At 68.3% G+C, this 24,048-nt stretch carries 21 protein-coding genes and 1 pseudogene; 9 read left to right on the top strand and 13 right to left on the bottom strand.

Annotation, left to right across the window (positions count from 1 at the left end; all coding sequences use genetic code 11):
• The 8 genes and pseudogenes from Q0480_RS09685 to pyrC form a co-directional block, all read right to left on the bottom strand.
• Window positions 1-721, bottom strand: a pseudogene (locus Q0480_RS09685) (glycogen debranching enzyme GlgX); the annotation flags it as partial.
• A 14-nt stretch (window positions 722-735) separates the two neighbouring features.
• Entirely contained in the window at window positions 736-2,364 is a 1,629-nt protein-coding gene (locus tag Q0480_RS09680; RefSeq protein WP_299132434.1) for an alpha-D-glucose phosphate-specific phosphoglucomutase, read from the bottom strand.
• A 6-nt stretch (window positions 2,365-2,370) separates the two neighbouring features.
• Window positions 2,371-3,816, bottom strand: a complete 1,446-nt coding sequence (gene glgA / locus Q0480_RS09675) for a glycogen synthase GlgA (RefSeq protein WP_299132433.1) — start codon at window positions 3,814-3,816, stop codon at window positions 2,371-2,373.
• A gap of 36 nt (window positions 3,817-3,852) precedes the next feature.
• The gene (glgC, locus tag Q0480_RS09670; protein ID WP_299132432.1) at window positions 3,853-5,109 is read right to left on the bottom strand and encodes a glucose-1-phosphate adenylyltransferase; all 1,257 of its coding nucleotides are present in this window, start codon (window positions 5,107-5,109) and stop codon (window positions 3,853-3,855) included.
• Window positions 5,110-5,164: 55 nt separating this feature from the next.
• A complete protein-coding gene (glgB, locus tag Q0480_RS09665) occupies window positions 5,165-7,375 on the bottom strand; it encodes a 1,4-alpha-glucan branching protein GlgB (protein WP_299132431.1) in 2,211 nt (736 codons plus the stop codon).
• Between the two features lie 37 nt (window positions 7,376-7,412).
• Entirely contained in the window at window positions 7,413-9,875 is a 2,463-nt protein-coding gene (locus Q0480_RS09660) for a glycogen/starch/alpha-glucan phosphorylase (RefSeq protein ID WP_299132429.1), read from the bottom strand.
• Between the two features lie 239 nt (window positions 9,876-10,114).
• Window positions 10,115-10,807, bottom strand: a complete 693-nt coding sequence (locus tag Q0480_RS09655) for an orotate phosphoribosyltransferase (protein ID WP_299132428.1) — start codon at window positions 10,805-10,807, stop codon at window positions 10,115-10,117.
• An 11-nt stretch (window positions 10,808-10,818) separates the two neighbouring features.
• Complete coding sequence (pyrC, locus tag Q0480_RS09650) at window positions 10,819-11,853, bottom strand: dihydroorotase (RefSeq protein WP_299132426.1); 1,035 nt, start codon at window positions 11,851-11,853, stop codon at window positions 10,819-10,821.
• 604 nt (window positions 11,854-12,457) lie between these two features.
• Here pyrC and Q0480_RS09645 point away from each other — a divergent pair.
• The 3 genes from Q0480_RS09645 to Q0480_RS09635 all read left to right on the top strand — a co-directional run bounded on the left by Q0480_RS09645 (window position 12,458) and on the right by Q0480_RS09635 (window position 15,487).
• Window positions 12,458-13,699, top strand: a complete 1,242-nt coding sequence (locus Q0480_RS09645; protein ID WP_299132424.1) for an aromatic ring-hydroxylating dioxygenase subunit alpha — start codon at window positions 12,458-12,460, stop codon at window positions 13,697-13,699.
• Window positions 13,700-13,703: 4 nt separating this feature from the next.
• A complete protein-coding gene (locus Q0480_RS09640) occupies window positions 13,704-14,786 on the top strand; it encodes a hybrid-cluster NAD(P)-dependent oxidoreductase (RefSeq protein WP_299132423.1) in 1,083 nt (360 codons plus the stop codon).
• Window positions 14,787-14,890: 104 nt separating this feature from the next.
• Complete coding sequence (locus Q0480_RS09635; RefSeq protein WP_299132421.1) at window positions 14,891-15,487, top strand: hypothetical protein; 597 nt, start codon at window positions 14,891-14,893, stop codon at window positions 15,485-15,487.
• A 59-nt stretch (window positions 15,488-15,546) separates the two neighbouring features.
• Here Q0480_RS09635 and Q0480_RS09630 read toward each other — a convergent pair whose 3' ends face one another.
• Entirely contained in the window at window positions 15,547-16,239 is a 693-nt protein-coding gene (locus tag Q0480_RS09630) for a hypothetical protein (protein WP_299132419.1), read from the bottom strand.
• Window positions 16,240-16,352: 113 nt separating this feature from the next.
• On the opposite strand from Q0480_RS09630, the gene Q0480_RS09625 reads away from it, so the two are divergent.
• Window positions 16,353-16,673 (top strand): antibiotic biosynthesis monooxygenase family protein, encoded by a 321-nt coding sequence (locus Q0480_RS09625; RefSeq protein ID WP_299132417.1) that lies wholly within the window; start codon window positions 16,353-16,355, stop codon window positions 16,671-16,673.
• A gap of 163 nt (window positions 16,674-16,836) precedes the next feature.
• Here Q0480_RS09625 and Q0480_RS09620 read toward each other — a convergent pair whose 3' ends face one another.
• Window positions 16,837-18,066: an MFS transporter gene (locus Q0480_RS09620; RefSeq protein WP_299132415.1), complete on the bottom strand. Its 1,230-nt coding sequence runs from the start codon at window positions 18,064-18,066 to the stop codon at window positions 16,837-16,839.
• A gap of 151 nt (window positions 18,067-18,217) precedes the next feature.
• Here Q0480_RS09620 and Q0480_RS09615 point away from each other — a divergent pair, with 151 nt between their 5' ends.
• The gene (locus tag Q0480_RS09615) at window positions 18,218-19,513 is read left to right on the top strand and encodes an alpha/beta hydrolase (RefSeq protein ID WP_299132413.1); all 1,296 of its coding nucleotides are present in this window, start codon (window positions 18,218-18,220) and stop codon (window positions 19,511-19,513) included.
• Between the two features lie 64 nt (window positions 19,514-19,577).
• Here the strand turns inward: Q0480_RS09615 and Q0480_RS09610 are convergent, their stop codons facing one another.
• Complete coding sequence (locus tag Q0480_RS09610) at window positions 19,578-20,312, bottom strand: alpha/beta fold hydrolase (protein ID WP_299132412.1); 735 nt, start codon at window positions 20,310-20,312, stop codon at window positions 19,578-19,580.
• Window positions 20,313-20,433: 121 nt separating this feature from the next.
• On the opposite strand from Q0480_RS09610, the gene Q0480_RS09605 reads away from it, so the two are divergent.
• The 3 genes from Q0480_RS09605 to Q0480_RS09595 all read left to right on the top strand — a co-directional run bounded on the left by Q0480_RS09605 (window position 20,434) and on the right by Q0480_RS09595 (window position 22,480).
• The gene (locus Q0480_RS09605; RefSeq protein WP_299132411.1) at window positions 20,434-21,063 is read left to right on the top strand and encodes a DNA-3-methyladenine glycosylase 2 family protein; all 630 of its coding nucleotides are present in this window, start codon (window positions 20,434-20,436) and stop codon (window positions 21,061-21,063) included.
• Window positions 21,060-21,725: an alpha/beta fold hydrolase gene (locus Q0480_RS09600; protein WP_299132410.1), complete on the top strand. Its 666-nt coding sequence runs from the start codon at window positions 21,060-21,062 to the stop codon at window positions 21,723-21,725. The genes Q0480_RS09605 and Q0480_RS09600 overlap by 4 nt, the downstream gene beginning before the upstream one ends.
• 167 nt (window positions 21,726-21,892) lie before the next feature.
• The gene (locus Q0480_RS09595) at window positions 21,893-22,480 is read left to right on the top strand and encodes an HNH endonuclease (protein WP_299132408.1); all 588 of its coding nucleotides are present in this window, start codon (window positions 21,893-21,895) and stop codon (window positions 22,478-22,480) included.
• On the opposite strand, the gene Q0480_RS09590 is transcribed toward Q0480_RS09595, so the two are convergent.
• A complete protein-coding gene (locus Q0480_RS09590; RefSeq protein WP_299132407.1) occupies window positions 22,453-22,950 on the bottom strand; it encodes a disulfide bond formation protein B in 498 nt (165 codons plus the stop codon). The genes Q0480_RS09595 and Q0480_RS09590 overlap by 28 nt on opposite strands.
• A gap of 94 nt (window positions 22,951-23,044) precedes the next feature.
• Between Q0480_RS09590 and Q0480_RS09585 the strand changes: the two genes are divergently transcribed.
• A complete protein-coding gene (locus Q0480_RS09585) occupies window positions 23,045-23,779 on the top strand; it encodes a neutral zinc metallopeptidase (RefSeq protein ID WP_299132406.1) in 735 nt (244 codons plus the stop codon).
• Window positions 23,780-23,867: 88 nt separating this feature from the next.
• Here Q0480_RS09585 and Q0480_RS09580 read toward each other — a convergent pair.
• Window positions 23,868-24,048, bottom strand: a 181-nt coding sequence (locus tag Q0480_RS09580) for a DUF2282 domain-containing protein (RefSeq protein WP_299132404.1), incomplete at its 5' end; no start/stop codon positions are given.

Genomic DNA, 24,048 nt, shown 5'->3' with positions numbered 1-24,048 from the left:
TGCGTAGCGCCGCGGTGGTGTCGCGCAGCTCCGCCACGCCGCCGGGACATAGCCGCGGGTCGAGCGCCATCAAGGCGACGGGATTGTAGCCCCAGCTGTTGACGAGGCCGAGCGGCGGCAGGTGCCGCTCGTCGATCCCGGCGGTGATCGGCATCAGTTCGACGGCGCCGACGCCGAGGCGCTTGAGATGCGCGAGAACGGCGGGATGCGCGAGGGCGGCGATGGTGCCGCGCTGGGTTTCCGGCACCTCGGGATGCAGCATGGTGAAGCTGCGGACGCAGACCTCGTAGACGAGGCCGCCGGGGCGGAACAGCGGCGGCTTCGGTTTCATCGCGCGGGTGGTGGCGGGAACCAGCGCCTTTGGCATCAAGGGCGCGGTGTCAACGGCGGCGTCGCGCGGCGCGCCGAGCCGCGGGTCATAGGTGAAGGCGCGGTCGAGCCTCCGAGCGGCTGGATCGACAAGCAATTTCGCCGGGTCGAACCACAGCCCGGCCTCGGGAGCGTAGGGGCCGTCGGCACGCAGGCCGTAGCGCGCGCCGGGACCGATGCCCGGCGCTTCGAGCGAATGCACGCCCTCGGGCCCGCGCGCCATGGGCAGGCGGGTTTCGGCGCCGTCCGCGTCGAAAAGACAGAGCCAGATCTGCTCGGCGGCGCCGGACCAGACGGCGAAACGCGTGCCGCGGCGCGTCGGCGTGGCGCCGAACCGGACGTCGTCGGGCAACTCAACCCCGCGGGTCAGGTGATCACGTCGGGCGCGGTCCGACCGGTGCGGCTGGAAATCTCGGCGAGGGTCTCGGCGGCGGAGATCAGGTCGGCCAGCGCCACCTCGGTCGCCTGGGCGAGCTTCGCCGGATCGGCCTCGTAGCGCTCGATATAGACGCGGAGCGTGGCGCCGGAAGTGCCGGTGCCCGAAAGCCGGAACACCACGCGGCTGCCGCCTTCGAACAGAACGCGGATGCCCTGATTCGCGGATGTCGAGCCATCGACCGGGTCGTGATAGGCGAAATCGTCCGCCGCCGCCACGACGAGGCCGGACAGCGTGGTGCCGGGAAGCGTGGCGAGCCGGGCGCGAAGCGCGTCCACCAGACCGTTGGCGGCGGCGGAATCGATGCCCTCGTAGTCGTGGCGGGCGTAGTAGTTGCGGCCGTAGGTCTCCCAATGCTCCTTGGCGATGGCGCGCACGCTCTGCTTGCGGACAGCGAGGATATTGAGCCAGAGGAGCACGGCCCAGAGCCCGTCCTTCTCGCGCACATGGTTCGAGCCGGTGCCGGCGCTCTCCTCGCCGCAGATGGTGGCGAGGCCGGCGTCGAGCAGGTTGCCGAAGAACTTCCAGCCGGTCGGTGTCTCGTAGAGGTTTATCCCGAGCTTCTCGGCAACGCGGTCGGCGGCGCCGCTGGTCGGCATCGAGCGGGCGATACCGGCGAGGCCGGCCGCGTAGCCGGGCGCCATATGGGCGTTCGCCGCGAGCAGCGCCAGCGAGTCGGAGGGAGTGACGAAGATGCCGCGCCCGATGATCAGATTGCGGTCGCCGTCGCCGTCGGAGGCCGCGCCGAAATCCGGCGCGTTCTCCTCCATCATCACGTCATGGAGCTCGCGGGCATGGACGAGGTTCGGGTCGGGATGATGGCCGCCGAAATCGGGCAGCGGCGTGCCGTTGCGCACCGTGCCCCGCGCGGCTCCGAGCCGGTTCTCGAGGATCTCGGTGGCGTATGGGCCGGTGACCGCGCTCATCGCGTCGAAGGCCATGCGGAAGCCGCCGGCGAACATCGCCTTCAGCGCGGGAAAGTCGAAGAGGCTCTCCATCAGCTCGGCATAGTCGGCGACGGGGTCGATCACTTCGACCCGCATCGACCCGAGGGCGAGCGTGCTGATCGCGTCGAGATCGAGGTCCGGCGCGTCGAGCACGCGATACTCGGTGATCGTCCGGGTGCGGGCATAGATCGCGTCGGTGATCTTCTCCGGCGCGGGGCCGCCGTTGCCGGTATTGTACTTGATGCCGAAATCCTCGGTCGGCCCGCCCGGATTGTGGCTGGCCGAGAGGATGATGCCGCCGAAGGCCCCGTACTTGCGGATCACGTTGGAGGCGGCGGGGGTGGAGAGGATGCCGCCCTGTCCGACCATCGCCTTGCCGAAACCGGCGGCGGCGGCCATTTTGAGAGCGATCTGGATCACCTCGCGGTTGAAGTAGCGGCCGTCGCCGCCGATGACCAGCGTCTTGCCCTCGAACCCTTCGAGGCTGTCGAAGATCGACTGGACGAAGTTCTCGACGTAGTTCGGCCGCTGGAAGTGCGGCACCTTCTTGCGCAGGCCGGATGTGCCGGGCTTCTGGTCGTCGTAGGGCGTGGTGGCGACGGTCTTGATCATGCGACTTTATCCCGGGGCGTTTGGGGCGAGGGAGGCGTAGAGTTCCGCGTAGAGCGCCGCGCTGCGGTCCCAGGAAACATCCGAGCGCATGCCGGCGCGCTGGATGCCGGTCCAGACGGACGGGTTGCGAAAGACCGAGACCGCGCGGCGGACCGCGCCGCGCAGACCGTCGGCATCGACGGGCAGGAACTGGAAGCCGGTGGCGACGCCGGCGTTGAGCGCGGCGGAATTGGCATCGATGATCGTGTCGGCAAGGCCGCCGGTGCGGGCGACCACCGGCACCGCGCCATAGCGCAGGCCGTAAAGCTGGGTGAGACCACAGGGTTCGAACCGCGAGGGGATGAGAATGCCGTCGGCGCCGCCCTGCATCGTATGGGCCAGCGGTTCGTCATAGCCGATGACGACGCCGACCCGGCCGCCGTGGCGCTGGACCGCGCCGAGGAAGGCGCCCTCCAGCGCGGCGTCGCCGGCGCCGAGCACCGCGAGCTTCGCGCCGGACGCGACGATGTCGTCGGTGACCTCGGCGAGGAGGTCGATGCCCTTCTGCCAGGTCAGGCGGCTGATGACGACGAAGAGCGGATCCTCGTCCTGGTGCAGGCCGAAGCGCGCCTCGATGGCTCGGCGGTTGACGACGCGGCCCTTGAGCTTGCGCGGACCGAACGTCTCGGCGAGGACCGGGTCGGTCTCGGGGTTCCAGACGCCGGTGTCGATGCCGTTGACGATCCCGGACAGTACCGGCGCGCGGGTACTGATCAGACCTTCGAGCCCCATGCCGTAAGCGGCCGAGCGGATCTCCTCGGCATAGGTCGGGCTGACCGTGGTGATGGCGCTCGCATTGGCGAGGCCGGCCTTCAGGAAGCCGACGCCGCCGTAGTATTCGACGCCGTCGAGCGCGAAGGCATAGGTCGGCAGTTCCAGCCCGCCGAACACCTGGGCACCGAAATGGCCCTGGAAGGCAATGTTGTGAATCGTGACGATCGACGGGCGCTGGATCCCGGAATAGCGCATGTAGGCCGGGGTGAGGCCCGCCTGCCAGTCGTGGGCATGCACGATGTCGGGGTGAAAGTCCGGCAGGATGCCGGCGGCGATGTCGGCCCCGGCCCGCGACAAGGCGGCGAAGCGGTGCCAGTTGTCGACATGGTCGATGCCGGCGCCGTCGACATAGGGTCCGCCCGCCCGGTTGAAGAGGGCGGGGGATTCGATCAGATAGAGATCAAGCCCTTCGACCCGGGCCGAGATGATCCTGGCCGGCACCCCGAGCAGATGGGAATATTCGAAGACGACCTCGCCCGTCCCGCCGAGGCGCCCCATCACCGACGGATACCCCGGCATCAGAGTGCGCATCTCGACCCCCTGCCGCGCCAGCGCGGGCGGCAGGGCGCCCGCGACATCGGCGAGGCCACCGGTCTTGACCAGCGGATAGACCTCCGACGCGACCGACAGGACCTTCATGCGGGATCAGTCTTCATGCGATGTCCTTGGTTCGGGTTACGCCAGCCGGTCGAGCATCGACTGGGTGATCAGGCAGACGCCGTTTTCGGTACGGCGGAAACGCTTGGCATCGAGCACCGGATCCTCGCCCACCACCAGCCCCTCGGGAATCCTGACGCCGCGGTCGACGACGACCTTGCGAAGCCGCACATTCCGCCCGATGTCGCATTCCGGCAGGATCACCGCTTCGTCCAGCGCGGAATAGGAATGCGCCCGCACGCCCGTGAACAACAGGCTGCGGCGAAGCGAGGTGCCCGAGACGATGCAGTTGCCGGAGACGAGCGAGCTGACCGCCGAGCCCCGGCGCCCGGCCTGGTCATGCACGAACTTCGCCGGCGGCGTGATCTCGGAATAGGTCCAGATCGGCCAGCCCGTCTCGTAGAGGTCGAGTTCGGGGATGATGTCGGTCAGGTCGATATTCGCCTCCCAATAGGCATCCACCGTTCCAACGTCGCGCCAGTAGGCGGTCGCCTCGCTGCTCGAGCGCACGCAGGACTGGCTGAAGCGGTGCGCCACCGCTTTGCCGTTCTCGACGATGTAGGGGATGATGTCCTTGCCGAAGTCGCGGGTGGAGTTCGGATCAGCGGCGTCGCGTCGCAGCAGCTCCATCAGGAAGCGGGTGTGGAAGACGTAGATGCCCATGGAGGCCAGCGCCACGTCCGGGTTGCCCGGAATGCCGGGCGGATCGGCCGGTTTCTCGACGAAAGCGGTGATCGTGTCCTCGGCATCGACATGCATCACGCCGAAACCGACCGCCTCCATCCGCGGCACCTCGAGACAGCCCACGGTGACGTCGGCTCCGGAATCCACGTGCTGACGCAGCATCAACTCGTAGTCCATCTTGTAGATATGGTCACCGGCGAGGATCACCATGTATTCGGGGCGATAGTCCTCGATGATGTCGATGTTCTGATAGACCGCGTCGGCGGTGCCCTCGTACCATTGCGTTTCGCTGACGCGCTGCGACGCGGGAAGGATGTCGAAGCTCTCGTTCCGCTCCGGCCGGAAGAAGTTCCAGCCGCGCTGCAGGTGGCGGATCAGGCTGTGCGCCTTGTACTGGGTCGCGACGCCGATGCGGCGGATGCCCGAGTTCAGCGCGTTCGACAGCGCGAAGTCGATGATCCGGGTCTTGCCGCCAAAATAGACCGCCGGCTTGGCGCGTCGGTCGGTCAATTCCTTGAGCCGGCTGCCGCGACCCCCGGCCAGAACATAGGCCATGGCGTCACGCGCCAGCGGCTGCGTCTTCTTGTCCACTAGGTAGTCTCCCCTCGTGCTTGTTCTCGCACCGGTGTCCTTCATTCGGCTCTCTTCATGCCGGCTCGAATTCGAGCCAGACCGTGGCGAGTGGAGGCAGGGTCATGCGCGCCGCCGCGCCGGCCCCGTCCTCGATTGCTTCGACCGCGCCCATGTTGCCCATGCCGCCACCACCATAGAGACCCGCGTCGGTATTGAGGATCTCGCGCCAGCGACCGGCGCGGGGCAGGGGCACCCGATAGCCTGTCCGCGGCACCGGCGTGAAGTTCGAGATCACCGCGACCGGATTTTCGCCCGGTGCTCGGCGCTGCCAGGCGAAGACCGAATTGGTCGAATCGTCGGCGATCAGCCATTCGAACCCTTCGCCCTCGCAGTCGCGGGCATGGAGCGCGGGCGTCGAGGCGTAGAGTCGGTTGAGGTCGCGCACGAGGCTCTGCACCCCGCGATGCTCGGCGATGTCGAGCTGCCACCAGTCGAGCGCGCGCGCCTCGGACCATTCCGCGCCTTGCGCGAATTCCTGACCCATGAACAGCAACTTCTTGCCGGGATAACCCCACATGAACGCGTAGTAGGCGCGGAGGTTCGCGAACTTCTGCCAGGCGTCGCCCGCCATCTTGGCGATCAGGCTGCCCTTGCCATGCACCACCTCGTCATGGCTGAGCGGCAGGACGAAATTTTCGCTGAAGGCGTAGAGCAGGCCGAAGGTCAGGTCGTTCTGGTGATGCCCGCGGTAGATCGGGTCGCGCGACAGATATTGCAGCGTGTCGTGCATGAAACCCATGTTCCACTTGAAGCCGAAGCCGAGCCCGCCCTCGTGCACCGGGGCGCTGACCTTCGGCCAGCTCGTGCTCTCCTCCGCGATGGTGACGGTGCCCGGGTGGCTGCCGTAGACCGCGCGATTGGTGGCCCGCAGGAACTCCACCGCGTCGAGATTCTCGCGGCCGCCGAACTTGTTCGGCACCCATTCGCCTTCCTTGCGCGAATAGTCGAGATAGAGCATGGAAGCCACGGCATCGACGCGCAGCCCGTCGATATGGAACAGTTCCGACCAGTAGAGCGCATTGTTGACGAGGTAGCTCGACACCTCGCGCCGACCGAAATTGTAGATCGCGGTGTTCCAGTCGGGATGAAAACCCTGTCGCGGGTCGGCATGCTCGTAGAGCGCCGTCCCGTCGAAATGCGCCAGCCCATGCGCGTCGGTCGGAAAATGCGCCGGCACCCAGTCGAGGATCACGGAGATGCCGGCGCGGTGCGCTCCGTCGACGAAGCGCGCGAAACCCTCGGGCGGACCGAACCGCGCGCTCGGCGCGTAGAGGCCGGTTGTCTGATAGCCCCAGGACGGATCGAACGGATGCTCGCTGATCGGCAGGAACTCGATATGGGTGAAGCCCATGTCGACGACATAGGGGATCAGCCGGTCGGCGAGCTCGTCCCAGCTGAGAAAACCGTCGTCCTCACCGCGTTGCCACGAGCCCGGGTGAACCTCGTAGATCGAGATCGGCTGGCGCCGCGCGTCCGTCGCCGCCCAGAAGGCGCGATGCGCGGCGTCGCCCCATTCGTGATCGAGCCAGGGCGCGACGATCGAGGCATTGGCGGGGCGCAGCTCGGCGGCGCGGGCGAAGGGATCGGCCTTGAGCGGCAGCACGACGCCGTCGGGCGCGATGATCTCGTATTTGTACGGCAGGCCCGCGTGAACGCCGGGGATGAAGATTTCCCAGATGCCGGTGTCGCGCCGCAACCGCATCGTATGGCGCCGCCCGTCCCAGGCGTTGAAGTCGCCGACCACCGAAACCCGCCGGGCATTCGGCGCCCAGACGGCGAAATGCACCCCCTCGGCGCCTTCGTGATGGATCGGATGGGCGCCCAGCTTGTCGAACAGCCGCAGATGGCTGCCCTCGGCGATATAATAGTCGTCCATCGGCCCGAGCACCGGGCCGAAGGAATAGGGATCGACCACCCACCAGTCGCCGCCGTTGTTGCTGGCGTGGTATTTCACCGGCTGGCGCTTGCGGATGCGCAGCTTGCCCTCGAAGAAGCCGGCGTCGTGCCGGCGCGCGAGCGTGCCCGCCGGCTTGCCGTCGAGGGTGAAGGCCTCGACCCGCTCCGCCCCGGCGATGAAGCAACGGGCGACAAGGCCGGAGCCGGCCTCCAGCAGTCCAAGGACGGCGAAGGGGTCGCCGTGGGTCCCGTGAACGATCGCCTCGACGGCGCCGGAGTCGAGCTCCGCGGGCGCCGCGGCCTTTGGCTTGGCCGTCTCTTTGATCACGTCCGTTTCCCCCGGGGCATCCTTGTTGATTCCGAGGCTACAGTTTGACCCCCCAAATGTCTGTAGCATATTCGCGGATCGTCCGGTCCGACGAGAACCAGCCCATCCGCGCGGTGTTGAGGATCGCTTTTTCCCACCATTGCGAGGGATTGGACCAGATCGCGTTCACCCGGTCCTGCGCCTCGGCATAGGCGTCGAAGTCGGTCGCGACCATGAACCAGTCGTGCTCGTAGAGGCCGCCGATCAGCCCGGCGTAGCGGCCGGGATCGTCCGGCGAGAACACGCCCGACGAGATCGCCGACAATGCCTGGCTGAGTTCGGGCGAGCTTTCGATCAGCTGGCGTGGGTTGTGGCCCATGGCCCGCTTTTCGGCCACCTCGGCGGCGGTCAGGCCGAAGATCACGATATTGTCGTCGCCGACCTGTTCCTTGATCTCGACATTCGCACCGTCGAGTGTGCCGATGGTCAGCGCGCCGTTCAGGGCGAACTTCATGTTGCCGGTGCCGGAAGCCTCCATGCCGGCCGTCGAGATCTGCTCGCTGAGATCGGCCGCCGGGACCAGCACCTCGGCGAGGCTGACGTTGTAGTTCGGCACGAAGACCACCTTCAGCACTTCGCGCACCGACGGATTGGCGTTGATCACGCGGCCGACGTCGTTGGCGAGTTTGATGACGAGCTTCGCATTGTGATAGGTCGGCGCCGCCTTGCCGGCGAAGAACTTGACCCGCGGCACCCAATCCCGCTCGGGATGCGAACGGATCTGGTCGTAGAGCGACACGGCTTCGATGATGTTCAGCAGTTGGCGCTTGTATTCGTGAATGCGCTTGATCTGGATGTCGAACATCGCGTCGGGATTGACCCGAACCCCCATCCGCTCGCGCACCAGCGCCGCCAGCCGTACCTTGTTGTCATGCTTGACGGCGGCGAACTTCTTCTGGAATTCCGGATCGGTGGCATATTTCTCGATCTCGCGGATCTTGTCGATATCGTCCGCGAAGCCGTCGCCGATGGTCTCGCGCAGCAGGTTGAAGAGGCCGGGGTTGCATTGCATCAGCCAGCGGCGCGGCGTGATGCCGTTGGTCTTGTTGTTGATGCGCTTGGGGAACATCTTGTGGAGATCGGCGAAGACGGTCTCCTTCATCAGTTCGGTATGCAGCGCCGAGACGCCATTGATCGAATGCGCGCCGGTGAAGGCGAGGTTGCCCATGCGCACCCGCCGCTCGCCGGTTTCATCGATCAGGCTGATGTTCTGGATCTGCTGATCGGTCATCTTCATCTCGACACGCGCCTGCCGCAGCAGCCGGGCGTTGATCTCGTAGAGGATCTGCATGTGGCGCGGCAGCATCCGCTCGAAGAGCGGCACCGGCCAGCTTTCGAGCGCCTCGGGGAGCAGGGTGTGGTTGGTATAGCCGATGGTGGCGCGCGTCGCGTCCCATGCGCGGGAGAAGTCCATGCCGTGGTCATCGACCAGCAACCGCATCAGTTCGAGCACGCAGACCGCGGGATGCGTGTCGTTGAGATGCACCGCGACCTTCTCGCCGAGATTGTCCAGCGTGTCGTACTGCTGCAGGTGCCGGCGGATGATGTCCTTGAGCGAGGCGCAGGAGAAGAAATATTCCTGCCGCAGCCGCAGTTCCTGTCCGGCGGCGGAAGTGTCGGCGGGATAGAGAACGCGCGTCAGCGCGTCGGCGCGGTTGCTCTCGGCGAGGCTGCCGGTGTGGTCGCCGGCGTTGAAGGCGTCGAGACGGATCGGGTCGAGCGGCTCGGCCTTCCACAGGCGAAGCGTGTTCACGCGGGCGGCGCGCCAGCCGACGATCGGCGTGTCATAGGCGGTGGCGATCACCTTCTCCGCCGGCTTCCAGACGAAGCGCTCTTCCGAGCCATTGGCCTCGTGGAACTCGACGAGTCCGCCGAAACCGACTTCGTAGGCCGCCTCGCGCCGGTCGAACTCCCAGGGGTTGCCGTGCTCGAGCCAGGTCTCGGGGAATTCCGCCTGCCAGCCGTCGGCGATCTTCTGGCGAAAGAGGCCGTGGCGATAGCGGATGCCGTAGCCATAGGCGGGCAGGCCGACGGTCGCCATGCTCTCCATGAAGCAGGCGGCGAGCCGGCCGAGGCCGCCATTGCCGAGCGCGGCGTCGGCCTCGAGTTCGGCGATGACATCGAGATCGACCTTCAGAATCTTCAGCGCGGCGCGCATGGATTCGAGCAGCCCGAGATTGCTGACCGCGTCGCGCATCAGCCGGCCGATCAGGAATTCGAGGCTGAGGTAGTAGACCCGCTTGGTGCCGGCCGCGTAGGTGTCGCTGGTCGTCTCCATCCAGCGCTCGATGGCGCGGTCGCGGATGACGAGAATCGAGGCTTCGAGCCAGTCGTAGGGTTTCGCGGCGCGGGCGTTCTTGCCGATGCGATAGGTCAGGCGATCGACGATCTCGTTGGCGATATCCTCGGGATCCGTCGAACGCGTTCTCGACAGCGGGAGGGAGGGCTGTGGCTGATTCATGTCGATGTCCTCGGGGCCGGCCGGCCCATTGCGTTTCGCAGCCGTCGCGTCGCTTTTTCGCGTCGTCGTTTGGATCAAGAGCGTTCGTTCCCCCGGGCGGCGCCGCCACCTACCCGGCAGTATCGCGATGTGCTGATCACGATCAAGCACGCTGAGCACGCCGGCGCCACCACGGGGGTGGTTGCCAAAAAATTAACCATCGCGGCTCGGGAAAGAACCGTCGAAAGCGGGGCCGGAGGTCAGCCGCCGAGCTGGTCGACTCCGCCATGCGCGGCGGACCAGGTCAGCGGGGCGCTCAGAAAGGCGCCGACCTCGGCCAGCGTCTTCTCGTCGAACAAGCGCTGCTCGCGCGCGACGGCGAGCACGTCGCGCCAGGTGGCGATATTGTGCAGCGTCAGACCGCGGGCCTCCATGTTCGCCCGCGCCTCGGGGAAGATGTCGTAGTAGAAGAGCGCGATGCCATGCTTGACCACGCCACCCGCGGCGCGCACCGCGTCGACGAAGGTGAAGAGGCTGCCGCCGGCGGTGGTCAGATCCTCGATCATCAGGACCCGCGCGCCTTCGGGCATGTGACCTTCGATCTGGGCGTTGCGACCGTGGCCCTTCGGCGCCTTGCGCACATAGATCATCGGCAGACCGAGGCGCTCGCTGAGGAAGGCGGCGAACGGGATCCCCGCCGTTTCGCCGCCCGCCACGGCGTCGAATTGCTCGTAGCCCGCGTCGCGCAGGATCTTCGTCGCGGCGAAATCCATCAGGGCGCCGCGGATCCGGGGATAGGAGATCAGCTTGCGGCAGTCGATATAGACCGGGCTCGCCATGCCGGAGGAGAGCTTGTAGGGCGCTGCGGCGTTGAAATGCACCGCGCCGATCTCCCACAGCATGCGGGCCATCAGCCGAGCCATCTCGGCGTCGGAAGGATAGGTTCGCTGCATCGCCGGTCCTTTCATTCCATCACGTGCCAGCCGGGCGCGAAGCCCGGGTCGAAGACCACCACGGGCCCGGCGCCCGTCGCCACCTCGGCCGGCGTCGCCGCCCCGGCGCGCTCCAGCCGGATGCGCTCGGCATTGGGCGCGAGGCGGTAGAAGGCGGGGCCGTTCAGCGAGGCGAAGGCCTCGAGCCGGTCGAGCGCGCCGGCGGCCTCGAACACATGAGCGAGCCAGGGCAGGGCGTTCGGCGCGGTGAAGACCCCGGCGCAGCCGCAGGCGGCCTCCTTGGTGGCGCGCGCATGCGGCGCGCTGTCGGTGCCGAGGAAGAAGCGGCCGATCCCGCTGGTCGCCGCGGCGACCAGCGCCTGGCGGTGGGTCTCGCGCTTCAGTACGGGCAGGCAGTAGAAATGCGGTCGTACTCCGCCGACCAGCAGATGGTTGCGGTTGAGGATCAGGTGATGGACGGTCAGCGTGCCGCCGAGGTTCGATCCGCCTTCGCGCACGAAGTCGACGCCGTCGCGGGTGGTGACATGCTCCATTACCACCCGGAGCTCCGGCAGGCGCTGGCGCAGCGGCGCCAGCACGCGCTCGATGAACACCGCCTCGCGGTCGAAGATGTCGATCTCCGGGTCCGTCACCTCGCCATGCACGCAGAGCGGCAGGCCGATTTCGGCCATCTTCTCCAGCACCGGCATGACGGCTTCGATGTCGCGGACGCCGCTCGCCGAATTGGTGGTGGCACCGGCGGGATAGAGCTTCACCGCCGTGACCAGCCCGTCGGCGGCGGCGGCTGCGACGTCTGACGGATCGGTGGCCTCGGTCAGGTAGAGCGTCATCAGCGGCGTGAAATCCTGGCCTTCGGGCAGGGCGGCGAGGATGCGCGCGCGATAGGCGGCGGCGTCTCGGGCGGTGACGACCGGCGGCACGAGGTTCGGCATCACGATCGCGCGGGCGAAGTGACGCGAGGCGGGCAGGACGCCGGCCAGCATCGCCCCGTCCCGCAGATGCAGGTGCCAGTCGTCGGGGCGGATCAGGCTCAGCGTCTCGGCCATGCGCCTCCTTGGGCTCGCTTTTCGGCTCGTGGGGCCCGCGCGCCGGGCCGCCGCGACGCCATAGACGCCGCGCCGCGCCCAGGCAAGAGGCCGTCAAGCGGGGCATGCGCGCCATGATTGCACGCTCCGGGGAAAATCCCGACCCTCGCGCCCGCCGGAAGTTTCCGGGGATCGGCGAAAGCGAGGGTCGCGCCAAATACGCAACCGCGAGATCGTGCCTGACCCCCACGGGCTTCGCCGCCGCTCAAACTCCAGCGATCAAGGGGCGCCGGCGCCGTCGCTGGTCTGAAATCACCTACGCTGCGTCGCAATCCGGATGTCCCGCGGCGCCCGGGTTTCGTAGTGTCCTTCGCGCAGGACGCGCTCCGGGGCGGGCGGAGAACTGGTGGCGGCGGAAGGTCACCGGGGAAATCCGCGACGGCGTCGCGGCGGCCCCAAGGTGCCTCCAAAGCCCGGAAACCAGCCCTGCGAGACGTCGAGCCCGCGGGTGGCGGCGCGGACGGTCAGGCGCGCGGGCCGCTCCGCGCGACGACCCGGCCCGCGCGCTCCGAACCTGTGTAGCCAAGCCAGCCGCGAACGCGCGGTGCGAGGAGTTGAGAGAGAAATGTCCGCCGACACCAACGTTCCGTCCCTGCTCGCCGAGCGCAAGCCCGGGCACGCGCTGCCGCGGCCCTTCTATACCTCCTCCGGGATCCTGGAACTCGACCTCGCGGCGATCTGGTACCAGGAGTGGCTGTTCGCGATCCCGTCGTGCGAGATCCCGAAGACCGGCAATTTCGTCACCATGCAGGTGGGCGAATATCCGATCCTCATCGTCCGCGGCGCCGACGGCCAGATCCGCGCCTTCCACAATTCCTGTCGCCATCGCGGCAGTCGGGTCTGCGCGGCGGCGAAGGGCAATGCGCCGAAGCTGGTCTGCCCCTATCATCAATGGACCTACGAGCTCGACGGGCGGCTGCTCTACGCCCGCGACATGGGACCGGATTTCAAGCCGGCCGACCACGGCCTGAAGGCGGTCGCCTGCCGCGATGCCGGCGGCATGGTGTTCGTCTGCCTTTCGGACACACCGCCCGCCATCGACGGCTTCGTCGAGACGGCGAAGCGCTATCTGGGACCGCAGCGGCTGACCGACGCCAGGATCGCCCATGAATCGACGATCATCGAGAAGGGCAACTGGAAGCTCGTCCTCGAAAACAACCGCGAGTGCTATCACTGCGCCGGCTCGCATCCGGCGCTCTGCCGCACCTTTCCGGACCGCCCCGGCTTCACCTCGATGGACGAGACCGGCGCGATCGAGCCGCTGGTCACGGCGCACTGGCGGAAGTGCGAGGCGGCGGGGATGCCGTCGAAATTCGTCATCCATCCGAGCCACCAGTGGCGCTTCGCCCGGATCCCGCTGCTCGGCGCCGGCGAGAGCTACACGATGGACGGCAAGGCCGCCGTGCCGGTGAAGCGCCTCGCCAACGCGCCCTTCGCCGACGCGGGCTCGCTGCTGTTCTTCCACTATCCGAACAGCTGGAACCACTTCCTCGCCGACCATTCCATCGTCTTCCGCGTGCTGCCGATCAGCGCCACCGAAACCGAGGTGACGACCAAGTGGCTGGTGCACAAGGACGCGGTCGAGGGTGTCGACTACGATCTGAAGAAGCTGACCGAGGTCTGGATCGCCACCAACGACGAGGACCGGCGGGTGGTGGAGGAGAACCAGAAGGGCATCAATTCGCCCGCCTACGTCCCCGGCCCGTACTCGGCGATCCAGGAGGACGGGGTGATCCAGTTCGTCGATTGGTACTGTCGGACCCTCGGCGACCGGGTCGGCGGCGGCGCGGCGATGGCGGCGGAGTGACGGCATGAGCCTCGACCTCGTTCCCCGCTTCGTCGGCGCGCTGCCCTGGCGCGATACCGAGCCGCTCGAATGCGTCTCGGTCGTTCCCGAGGCGCCGGATATCGTTTCCTTCTCGTTCCGCGCGCCGTCCGGTGCCTGGTTCGACTACCGCCCCGGCCAGTTCCTGACGCTGGAGCTGCCGGTCGCCGGCGGGCCGATCCACCGCACCTACACCATCTCCTCCAGCCCCTCGCGGCCGCTGTCGATTTCCCTGACCGTCAAGGCGCAGGGGGCGAGCATCGGCACGCGCTGGATGCTCGACAACCTGCGAGAGGGCGTGACGGTGAAGGCGATCGGGCCCGGCGGGATCTTCATCCCCGACGTGCCCGCGGACCGCAAGCTTCTGCTCATCTCGGCGGGCTCCGGTGTGACCCCGATGATGGCGATCACCACCTACCGCTGGGATCTGGGCGGTCAGCCCGACATCTGCTTCGTCCAGTGCGCCAGACGGCCGAGCGAGCTCGTCTTTCGCAAGCGGCTGGAGCACATGGCGACGCGGGTGCCGTCGATCAAGCTGCATTTCGTGGTCGAGCAGGACGATCCGCACGATGTCTGGACCGGCTATCGCGGCATGTTCAACCAGCTGATGCTCGGCCTGATGGCGCCCGACTATCTCGACCGCGAGGTCTATTGCTGCGGGCCAGAGCCGTTCATGCGCGCCGTCCGCGACATGCTGATCGGCTTCGGCTACGACATGGAGCACTACCATCAGGAGACCTTCACCGCGCCGGTGCTGACCCAGGCCGACGCGCCGGTTCTCGACGACGTGGTGCCGAGCGCCAAGGTCGCGTCCGAGATCGTCTTCGCGGTCAGCGGCCAGTCGGTGACCTGCACCGAGGCGGACACCATCCTTGCCATCTCGCGGCGGGCGGGGCTCAATATCCCCTCGGGCTGCACCTTCGGCGTCTGCGGCACCTGCAGGACCCGCAAGCTGTCGGGCGAGGTGCATATGGTGCACAACGGCGGCATCACCGACGAGGACATCGCCGACGGCTGGATCCTCGCCTGCTGCTCGCATCCGATGGGCCGCGTCGAGATCGAGGCCTGAGCGGGCGCCGCGCGCGCAATATGGTTAACCGGCCGTTAACCGGGGTCGGTTAACACCTTCGTCCGGGGCGGGCCTCCGCCCGGCTTCGGACGATAGGGGAAATCATGCTCGCAGCCGATTCCGCCACGCTCGACCTGTCGCCGCCGGCGTTCCACGAGGGTCTCGACGACTGGTCACGCGGCGACGGCACACCCGATAGCCCGACCTACGAGGCGGTGCGCCATGCAAGGCTGATCCCGGACGACGAGCGGTTCGGACCCTGTCTCGAGATGCGCAAGATCGACCCGGTGCAGAGCCTGCGCTACATGGGCGAGGTCCCGGTACGGGCGGGACGCTATCTCGAGATCTCGGCGCGGCTGCGGGTCATGCGCGGCCCCGTCCCGCTGGTCCGGATCGCGGCCTGGCCCGGCGGCGCCCGCGCGCGTCTGGTGCGCGGGCCGCTGACCATGGGGCCGCTGGTGCGTCCCCGCGCCGGCGGCGCGGTGGCGGTGGCGCGGGCGGTGGTCGGCCCCGAACGGCGCGCCGGCGTCGATCTCGTCTGGGACGCGCGGGTGATCTACGCCCATGTCGGCCTCGATCTCGTCGGGCCGGAAGGCGGTGTCGTGCGGATCGAGAGCGTCGCCCTGCGCGACATCTCGGTGACGTTCGAGGCCGCTCCGATCAGAGCAATATCCAGCCAGACGGGATCGTCTGTTGGCTAACATATCGCGACAAATCAATATGCCGGAGCGGCCGGCCCGGTTCTGCCGGGCCGGTCGCTCTAGAAACTGAACCAGGTCGCGAGCTTCACCCCGATCGAATCGTCGCCGAACACGGTGGCGTCGAGCCCGATCTGCAGGTGGCTCTTTTCGCCGAACGCGCGCACCACCGAAGGGGCCACGCGGACCAGCGCGCCCGTGCCGGCATAGCGACCGGTCTGCACCTGAAAGATCAGCATCCAGTCGTCGCTCGGTTTCACGCCGGTGGTGAAGTCGACCTTGAAGGCCGTGTCGTCGGAGGGGAGCAACAGCTCGGCCGAGGCGTCGACCCCCATCCAGCCGTTGCCCCAGGCGCTTTCGAAGCCGCGGCCCCAGGCGAGGCCCGGGCGCAGCCGCACATCCTGATCGCCGCTCTCGGTGCGCCAGCCGACGCCGAAATCGGCGGCGAAGCGATGGCCCGACGGGGTTTCCCAGATCGGCCGGCGGACAAAGGCGATGCCGGTGCCCAGCCGCGCTTCCGGCCCGGTGCCATAGGCCGCGTCGAAGCCGATCGTCGTCGTGCCGGTCAGTCCGTACTCGGCATAGAGCGAACTGTAGGAGGTGAGCGTTTCGGTCGGTGCCAGCAGCGACTCGGTGCCGGTGGTGAAGACCTGGCTGAGCGAGATGAAGGTCGTGCCTTCCTCGCGCGGCCAGGCGCCGGCCTCGGCGCGGAGGGCGGATAGTGCCACAATGATCCCTGCGACGGCGGCGCGCATCCCGATCCTCCGGTCTCAGCCGCCAGCAGGCCGGGAATCTGGTAAACAGGATGTTACGAATCGGCGCCGCGCGCCCGGGATTTCACCCCGGCGCCGGGAGGGGGAGAGAAGCCATGCCGACGATTTCGCGCGGGGCCGCGCTGCAGACCGTCATCACTACCTTCGACATGACGCCCGGAACCTGTCAGGACCTGCTTGACGAGCTTCGCGACGCCTATGCGAACTTCATCCGTCATCAGCCGGGTTTCATCGGCGCGGGGCTGCATGTGAACGACGCGCAGACCCGGATCGCGAACTATTCGCAATGGCGGCGGCGCGAGGATTTCCTCGCCATGCTGCGCTCGGACCAGATGCGCGAACGGAACCGCCGTCTGACCGCGCTCTGCCGAAGCTTCGAGCCGGTGATGTACGAGGTCGCGGAGAGCTTCGATTGACGCCGTCCGACCCGCGGCCGGACCCGGCGCCTCTGAGCGTCGAGGACTGGATCGCGCTCCCCGACGCCGCCAGTGACCCCGAGCCGGTCACGCGCCCGACGCAACCGGCGCCGCGCCGCCGTCCGCGTGAATGGCTGGCGGTTCTGGGCGGATTGTGGACGGGCTAGGCCGGACGCCCTTCGCGGAGGCGGAGCCAGACCAATCCGGCGCCAGCGGCGGCGAGCATCGGGATCATGGCGAGGTTGACGGCGTGCCAGCCGGACACCGCGTCGCCGGCGACGCAGTTCATCAGGCCGCCCGAGGCGAGCGAGGTGAGGCCGACGAGGCCGAAGACCAGGAAATCGTTCATGCCCTGAACCTTGCCGCGCTCCTCGGGGCGGTGGCTCGCGGTCAGCATCGCCGTCGCGCCGATGAAACCGAAGTTCCAGCCGATCCCGAGCAGGATCAGCGCGCCGAAGAAATTCAGCAGATCAACCCCGGCGAGCGCGACCGCCCCGGCGGCGGCGAGAAAGACGAGGCCGATGGCGATGATCGGCTCCGCCCCGAAGCGGACGACGAGCCCGCCGGTGAAGAAGGATGGCGCGAACATGGCGAGTACATGGCCGCTGACCACGTCGGCCGAGGCCGCCGTGCCGAAGCCGCAGCCGACCACCGCGAGCGGCGTCGCGGTCATCACGAGGTTCATCAGCGCGTAGGAGACCATCGCGCAAAGCATGGCGACGGCGATGCGCGGCGCGCGGGCGAGATCGAGATAGCTGCGCGCCCGCGGCCCGTCCGGAGGTGGCGGCGCCGGGCGCGGGCTGTCGAGAAAGGCGAAAACGAAAACGCCGACGACGTTCAGCAGCACGACGGCGGCGTAGGCGCCGGCGAAGGGAACGGGGGCGAAGGCGTCGGCGGTCAGCTTGACGAGCTGCGGTCCGAGGATCGCCGAGACGAGCCCCGCCACCATTACCCGGGAAATCGCTTTTGGCCGGAATTCCGGGCTCGCGCCGTCGGTGGCGGCGAAGCGGAAGAAGCCCTGCGCGCACATATAGACCCCGGTCAAGGCCGAGCCGGCGAGAAACAGCGCGAAGGAGTCGCTGAGCAATGCCACCGCGCAGAGCGCCGCGCCGATCCCGCCACCCGCCGCGCCGAGCACGAAGCCGAAGGCGCGGCCCCGGCGCTGCATGACGGCGCTGAGGACGGGCGCCGACAGCATCGAGCCGAAGACGATCAGCGAGATCGGCAGGGTGGAGAAGCACTTGTTCGGGCTGAGCATCTGGCCGGCGAGGCCGCCGAGGATGAAATGCACCGGAAGCTGGCTGCCGAGGATCATGGTCGCCGCCACGAGGACGCCGACATTGCGCCGGGCGCGGCGATCGGACGGGAGGGAACTGGAATCGACGCTGGTCATCCGGCGCTTAAAGCGAATTCCGCCGCGCCGCGGAACCCGCGATCTCGCGGTCGTTTTCCCGTGATCCCCGCGCCCGTCCCTTTCCCCCGGCGCGCTTTGACCCTATGCCGACGGACGCGGGCGCGATTGCCCGGCTGGTTTCGTGGTGATCATGTTTCGCTGGCTCGCGTTCTTCGTCGTCGTGGTCGCCGCGTCGGTGGCCGCGTTCTTCGTGTTCTACCACCCGCCCATGCGGCTGATGCCGGCGCCGCTTCTCTTTCAGGACGGAAGCGACCGGCTTTTCGATCTCGCCCCGGCGCTGGCCGATGGCAGCGAGATCAGCATCTTCTATGCGACCAACCGCCTGCCGATCGGACCGCGCGACAACCGGATCTACACGGTCGCCCCGGACCGCCGCCTGCATGTCGGCGCGGCGGATCTGCGAATCGGCGACGAGGGCTCGACGCTCGACCAGATCCGCGAATGGACGATGAGCGGCGATCCCGACGACCGGCCGTTCATCAATCTGGAGCGGATGCGCGAGGCGGGGACGCTCTCGGACCCGCAGGAAGGTCCCGACGCCAACGTGACGGCCTGGCTCGACGAGATCAACGCCGAGCTCGCCAGGTCGCGCGACCCCGATATCCTCGTCTATGTCCATGGCGCGAACACCACGGTCGAGCGGGCGGCGGGGCAGGCGTCGCAGCTCCACCATTTTCTCGGGCGCGACTCCGTGGTCGTGCTCTACGCTTGGCCGACGGCGGAGAATTTCCTGCGCTACCCCAGCGACATCGAGACGGCCTTCGGCGCCGCGCCGCATCTGGCCGAGCTGATCGACCTGCTGGCCGAACATACCGACGCCGAGCACGTCAATGTCTTCACCTACAGCGCCGGCGCGACGGTCGGCAGCGACGCGCTCGCCCGCGTGGCCGAGAACTATCCGGTCGCCGCCGATCGGCTGGGCGAGGTGTATCACGCCGCGCCCGACGCCGATTTCCGCGACTTCGTCGAGGATATGCGCGTCTATGGGCCGCATGCGCGACGGGTGACGACGGCGGTCAATCTCGGCGACAGCGCCCTTCGGCTCTCGGGCATCGTCAACCGCGCCTCGCGCGCCGGCCGGCCTGACCTCGCCGAACTCAGCCCCGAGGCGACGGACTGGCTGCTGACCGCGGCGCGGGACCAGGGACTCGAGATCCTGCGGGTGCGGCCCGATGACATGCCCGGCCTCGCCGCGACCTCGCATACCTTCTGGTACGACGACCCCTGGGTCAGCAACGACGTGCTGGTGAAGCTGATCTTCCACCCCCGCCCCGACGAGCGCGGGCTGATCGAGGACACGGCCCCCTCCGGCGCGCACTACTGGACGTTCCCGAAGGATTATCCGGAGCGGATCCGGGAACTGCGGCGGAACTTTCTGAGCCATCTGCCGTCCGGGACGCCGGACGCGAGCCCCGCCGCGCCGTAGATCAGGCGGGCTTTCGGGAGGTCCGGCGTCGATCCGTGGTCAATCGGAAGCCGGGCGGCGGTTGTCAGCGGGCGGTCAGGCGCCGGAGCAGTTCGCGGAAGGTGAGCGCGTGGTCGAAATGGCCAGTGCGCAGAAAGGTCACGGTCTGTGCGATCACCAGCGGGTTGTTCATCAGGAATGTGTGGCTGACCGGCAGGACGATATGGTCGGCCATGCCCTCGACCCTGGTGCTCGCCACCGAGACGGTGCCGTCGTCGGGCCCTTTGATCATGCTGGAGAACAGCGGATTGATCGAGCGATCGCCGGCGACGACGCCGAGCTCGAAATCGACCGGCCCGAGCTGTCCGACGATGCCGTCGGTGGTCAGCTCCTGGCCGGCGGGACCGGTCAGCCTGCGATAGAGGCCGAGGTCGCGGAAGGCGTCGGAAATCTCCGACCCCTGGTTCGGCGGCGCCAGCATCACCACGCGGCCCATGTTGGCCGGCCGGTTCATCGCGAGCCAGCCGCGGGCGAGGATGCCGCCCATCGAATGGGTGACGAAATTCACCCGCTCCTCGCCGCAGAGCTTCACCGCGTCGGTGACGTAGCCGAGCGCGTCCTCGATGGTCATCTCGGTCGAGGGATAGCCCTCGTTCACCACATGGAACCCGGCCGCGCCGAGCGCCTCCTCCATCACCAGGAACGAGGATTCGCCGCGGCCGAGCCCGTGCAGCAGCACGACGCAGCCGCCGTCTTCCTGGGCGAGGACCGGCGACCCGAGCGCGATCGCGAGAAACAGGGCGAGGGGAGTGCGAAGCATGGACGCGATGCTAGCCGGCTTCGCCGGCGGACGCGAGACCCGGCGCGCGGTCATCCGGAAAATGCGCCTGCGTGTCGCGGAGGGCTTGACCGGCGGGCGCGGCCGCGGTGGGGAAGGGCGCATGGTTGGACGGATCATCGAGACCGAGTCGGACGTGGCCGAGGGCGCCGCCTGGCTCGCCGCCGTCGAGCCGCGATTCGCCCGCGCGCTGGAGCTGACCGGCCCCTTGCCGCTGCGCCGCCGCGCCGACGGCTTTGCCACGCTCTTCTCGGCGATCGTCAGCCAGCAGGTTTCGACCGCCTCCGCCGCGGCGATCTGGGCGCGCCTCGAGGCGGCGGGCGCGACCGAGCCGATCGGGCTCGCGGCGCTGTCCGACGAGCTTCTGCGTGGTTGCGGCCTGTCGCGACAAAAGATCGCCTATGCCCGGGCGATCGCGGGCGGCGGCCTCGATTTCGCCGCCTTGCGCGCGCTGCCGACCGAGGAAGTCGTCGCCGAACTGGTCCGCGTCAAGGGCGTCGGGGTCTGGACCGCCGAAATCTATGCGATGTTCAGCCTCGGTCGGGCCGACGTCTTCGCGCCCGGCGACCTCGCGCTGCGCGACGCGGCCCGAGTGCTCTTCCAGATCGAAACCCGCCCGAGCGAGAGCGATCTCCGCGCCATGAGCCTCGCCTGGTCGCCCTGGCGCGCGGTTGCGGCCCGGTTGCTCTGGGCCTATTACCGCGTCATGAATCAGCGCGAGGGTGTGCGATGACCGGACTTCTGACCACGGCCGAACGCCCCGCCGCCTCGGGTCGCGCCGACAGCCTTGTCATCTTCCTGCATGGCTATGGCGCGGACGGGGGGGATCTGATCGGCCTCGCCGATCCGCTGGCGCCGCACCTGCCGAATACGCGGTTTCTCGCGCCGAACGCGCCCGAACCCTGCCGCAACAATCCCATGGGGTTCCAGTGGTTTCCCATTCCGCGGCTCGATGGCACGCCCGAGGCGGTGGCCGAGGCCGCGGCGGAGAAGGCCTATGCAACGCTCGACGCCTGGCTCGACGCGGTGGCCGAGCAGGGGATCGGGCCGGAGCGCACCGTGCTCTTCGGCTTCAGCCAGGGCACGATGATGGCGCTGCATGTCGGACTGCGGCGGGCGAAGTCCTTCGCCGGGATCGTCGGTTTTTCGGGCCGGCTGCTGCGGCCCGAGCGGCTGGCGGGCGAGATCGCGAGCAAGCCGCCCGTTCTGCTCGTCCATGGCGACGTTGATCCGATGGTGCCGATCGCGCACCTGTCGGAAGCGGGCGACGCGCTGGTCGCCGCCGGCGTCGAGACCTATGCCCACGTGTCTCGCGGCACCGCACACGGAATAGCGCCCGACGGGCTCGGCCTCGCGCTCGATTTCATCCGCGATCGGTTCGCCGCCGCGGGCTAGCCGCGTCACAGAACCGTCGGACCTGCGCGATATTGTGGCAGGCACTGGAAACCATGCCGGTATCTAGGGGCTTGCCAGTCCATCTTGACGAGATATAGTCGAAGCAGGGTTCGTCGTTCCACGCGCATCCGCCGGGAACGCGTCAGACCCGCGCAAGGGATGTATACATGCTGCAAAGCACTCATACGCCCAGTTTCATTCGCAATCCCACCGGGTTGCGAGATCATCCCGCTCTGGTCCTCAACGCCGATTTTCGCCCTCTTTCCTATCTGCCGCTGTCGCTCTGGCCGTGGCAGGAGGCCATCAAGGCGGCGATCCTCGACCGGGTGGTGGTGCTGGCCGAATATGATGCGATGGTGCATTCGCCTTCGGTGCGGATCCGCATCCCGTCGGTCGTGGTGCTGAAGGACTATGTGAAGCCGGCGCGCTCCTCGGCCTTCACCCGCTTCAACCTGTTCCTGCGCGACGAATTCACCTGCCAGTATTGCGGCGCGAAGGATCATCTCACCTTCGACCATGTGGTGCCGCGGTCGAAGGGCGGGCGAACCACCTGGGAGAACGTCGTCGCGTCCTGCGGCCCTTGCAACCTGCGCAAGGGGTCGAAGACGCTGCGGCAGGCGGGGATGCATCTTCGCCGCGCGGCCTACCGCCCGACGCCGGAGCGGCTTCAGAACGTCGGGCGCAAGTTCCCGCCGAACCATCTGCACGTCAGCTGGATGGACTATCTCTACTGGGACGCCGAGCTCGAGGCGTAGGCGCGCAGCCAAAGGCCGGCGAGGATCAGCGACAGGATCGCGTTCCATCCGGCCATCGAGACGCCGAGAAAGCTCCAGGCCACCTGATCGCACAGCACCACCGGCGTCGCGAGGATCTGGTTCAGCAGATCCCCGGCCGGGATCGAGCCGGGATCCGGCGCGGTGCAGGTCATCGGTCCCTGCCACCATTTCTGTTCGACGCCGACGTGATAGGCGCCGATGCCCGCGCCCACCAGCAGGGTGAGCGCGCCGAGCGCCAGCGTGACGCGGGCCGGAACGACGAGAAGCGACAGACCGAGCAGCACGGCGACCGCGTGCGGCCAGCGCTGCAGCAGGCAGAGATGGCAGGGCGCGAGGCCGCCAAGATACTGGAAACCGAGCGCGCCGAGGAGCAGCGCGGCGGAACCGGCGGCGGCGCCGATTCCACGTCGCCGCGCAAGGCGGTCCGCGTCTGGGCTGTGCGCTAGCACTTTCTTCAGGCCTTGTTCGGATAACTCGGCCCCAAGAATCACAGGCCGCGGGGCGCGTCAAGGCCGCCGCCACGCGCCCGCGCGGAGGAAGAGCATGAGCCGACCGATCCCCGCGCCCGCCGTCCCGCCCGCGCCCTCGATCGCCCGCCGCGCGGGGCCGGTCCTCGGAATCGTCGCGCTGCTGGTTGGCCTGGGCGCGGTCGGTTTCGCCGCGGCGTTCGCCAATCGCGAGCCGCCGTCGAAGGTGACATCCGACGCCGCCGATGCGCAGTCGCGCCGTATCGACGTGACGCTCGCGGATATTCAGGCGACCTGGGGGCGGCTTTTCTCTGGCATGGGGCGCGGCTACCGGATCGCCGGGCACCGCTATTTCGTCGAGGCGACGCCGGCGCCTTGCGCCGGCGCGGGACAGGCGACCGGCCCGTTCTACTGTCCGGACAACCGCGCGCTCTATTTCGACCTCGCTCTCTTCGCGGCGATGCCGGCTCAGATGCGCGAGATCGAGGATCAGGCGACCAAGCTCGTCATCGCCGCCGTCGCCGCGGGACCGGCGCTCGACCAGCTCGGCGGCTCGGGCTCCGTGGCGGGGACCGACTGCCTCGCCGGGGTCTGGGCGCGGGACGCCGCCCGCCGGATCGGACCGGTACCGGAGGGGCGCTACGGCCTCGCCATCCTGGGCACGCGCCGTGTCGCCGAGGCGCGGGCGAGTTGGTGGGGCGGCGGCCCGGAGGCGCTCGGCGGGCTCGGGCTCGGCACGATCGCGGAACGGGAGGCGGCCTTCCAGCGCGGCTACGCGGCGGGCGACCCGAAGGGCTGCCTCGCGTCCTGACGGCGCCCGCGTCTGGCGCGGCGCTCATTTTCGCCGCTCCGCCAGCGGCGGGTGTGCGCCGGGACACGGACGCGGGTCGCCCGGCTACTCAAGGGAGGTCGCGCTCCAGGGGTTGCAGCGCGCCGCGGCGCGGGGTGCCGTCCGGCTGGACCGGCAGCGCGGTGGTCAGGCAGGTGCCGCGCGGAACCGAGACCCAGGCGTCGCCCTGGAAATTGACCTTCGAGCCGCCCGGTACCTCGGCGTCGCCGATGCCGTCATTGGCACCGGCC

Origin of the sequence: uncultured Amaricoccus sp. (assembly GCF_937891315.1) — a bacterium.
In the GTDB taxonomy this organism is placed as follows: Bacteria; Pseudomonadota; Alphaproteobacteria; order Rhodobacterales; family Rhodobacteraceae; genus Amaricoccus.
This window is presented reverse-complemented; position numbering and strand designations above follow the sequence as displayed.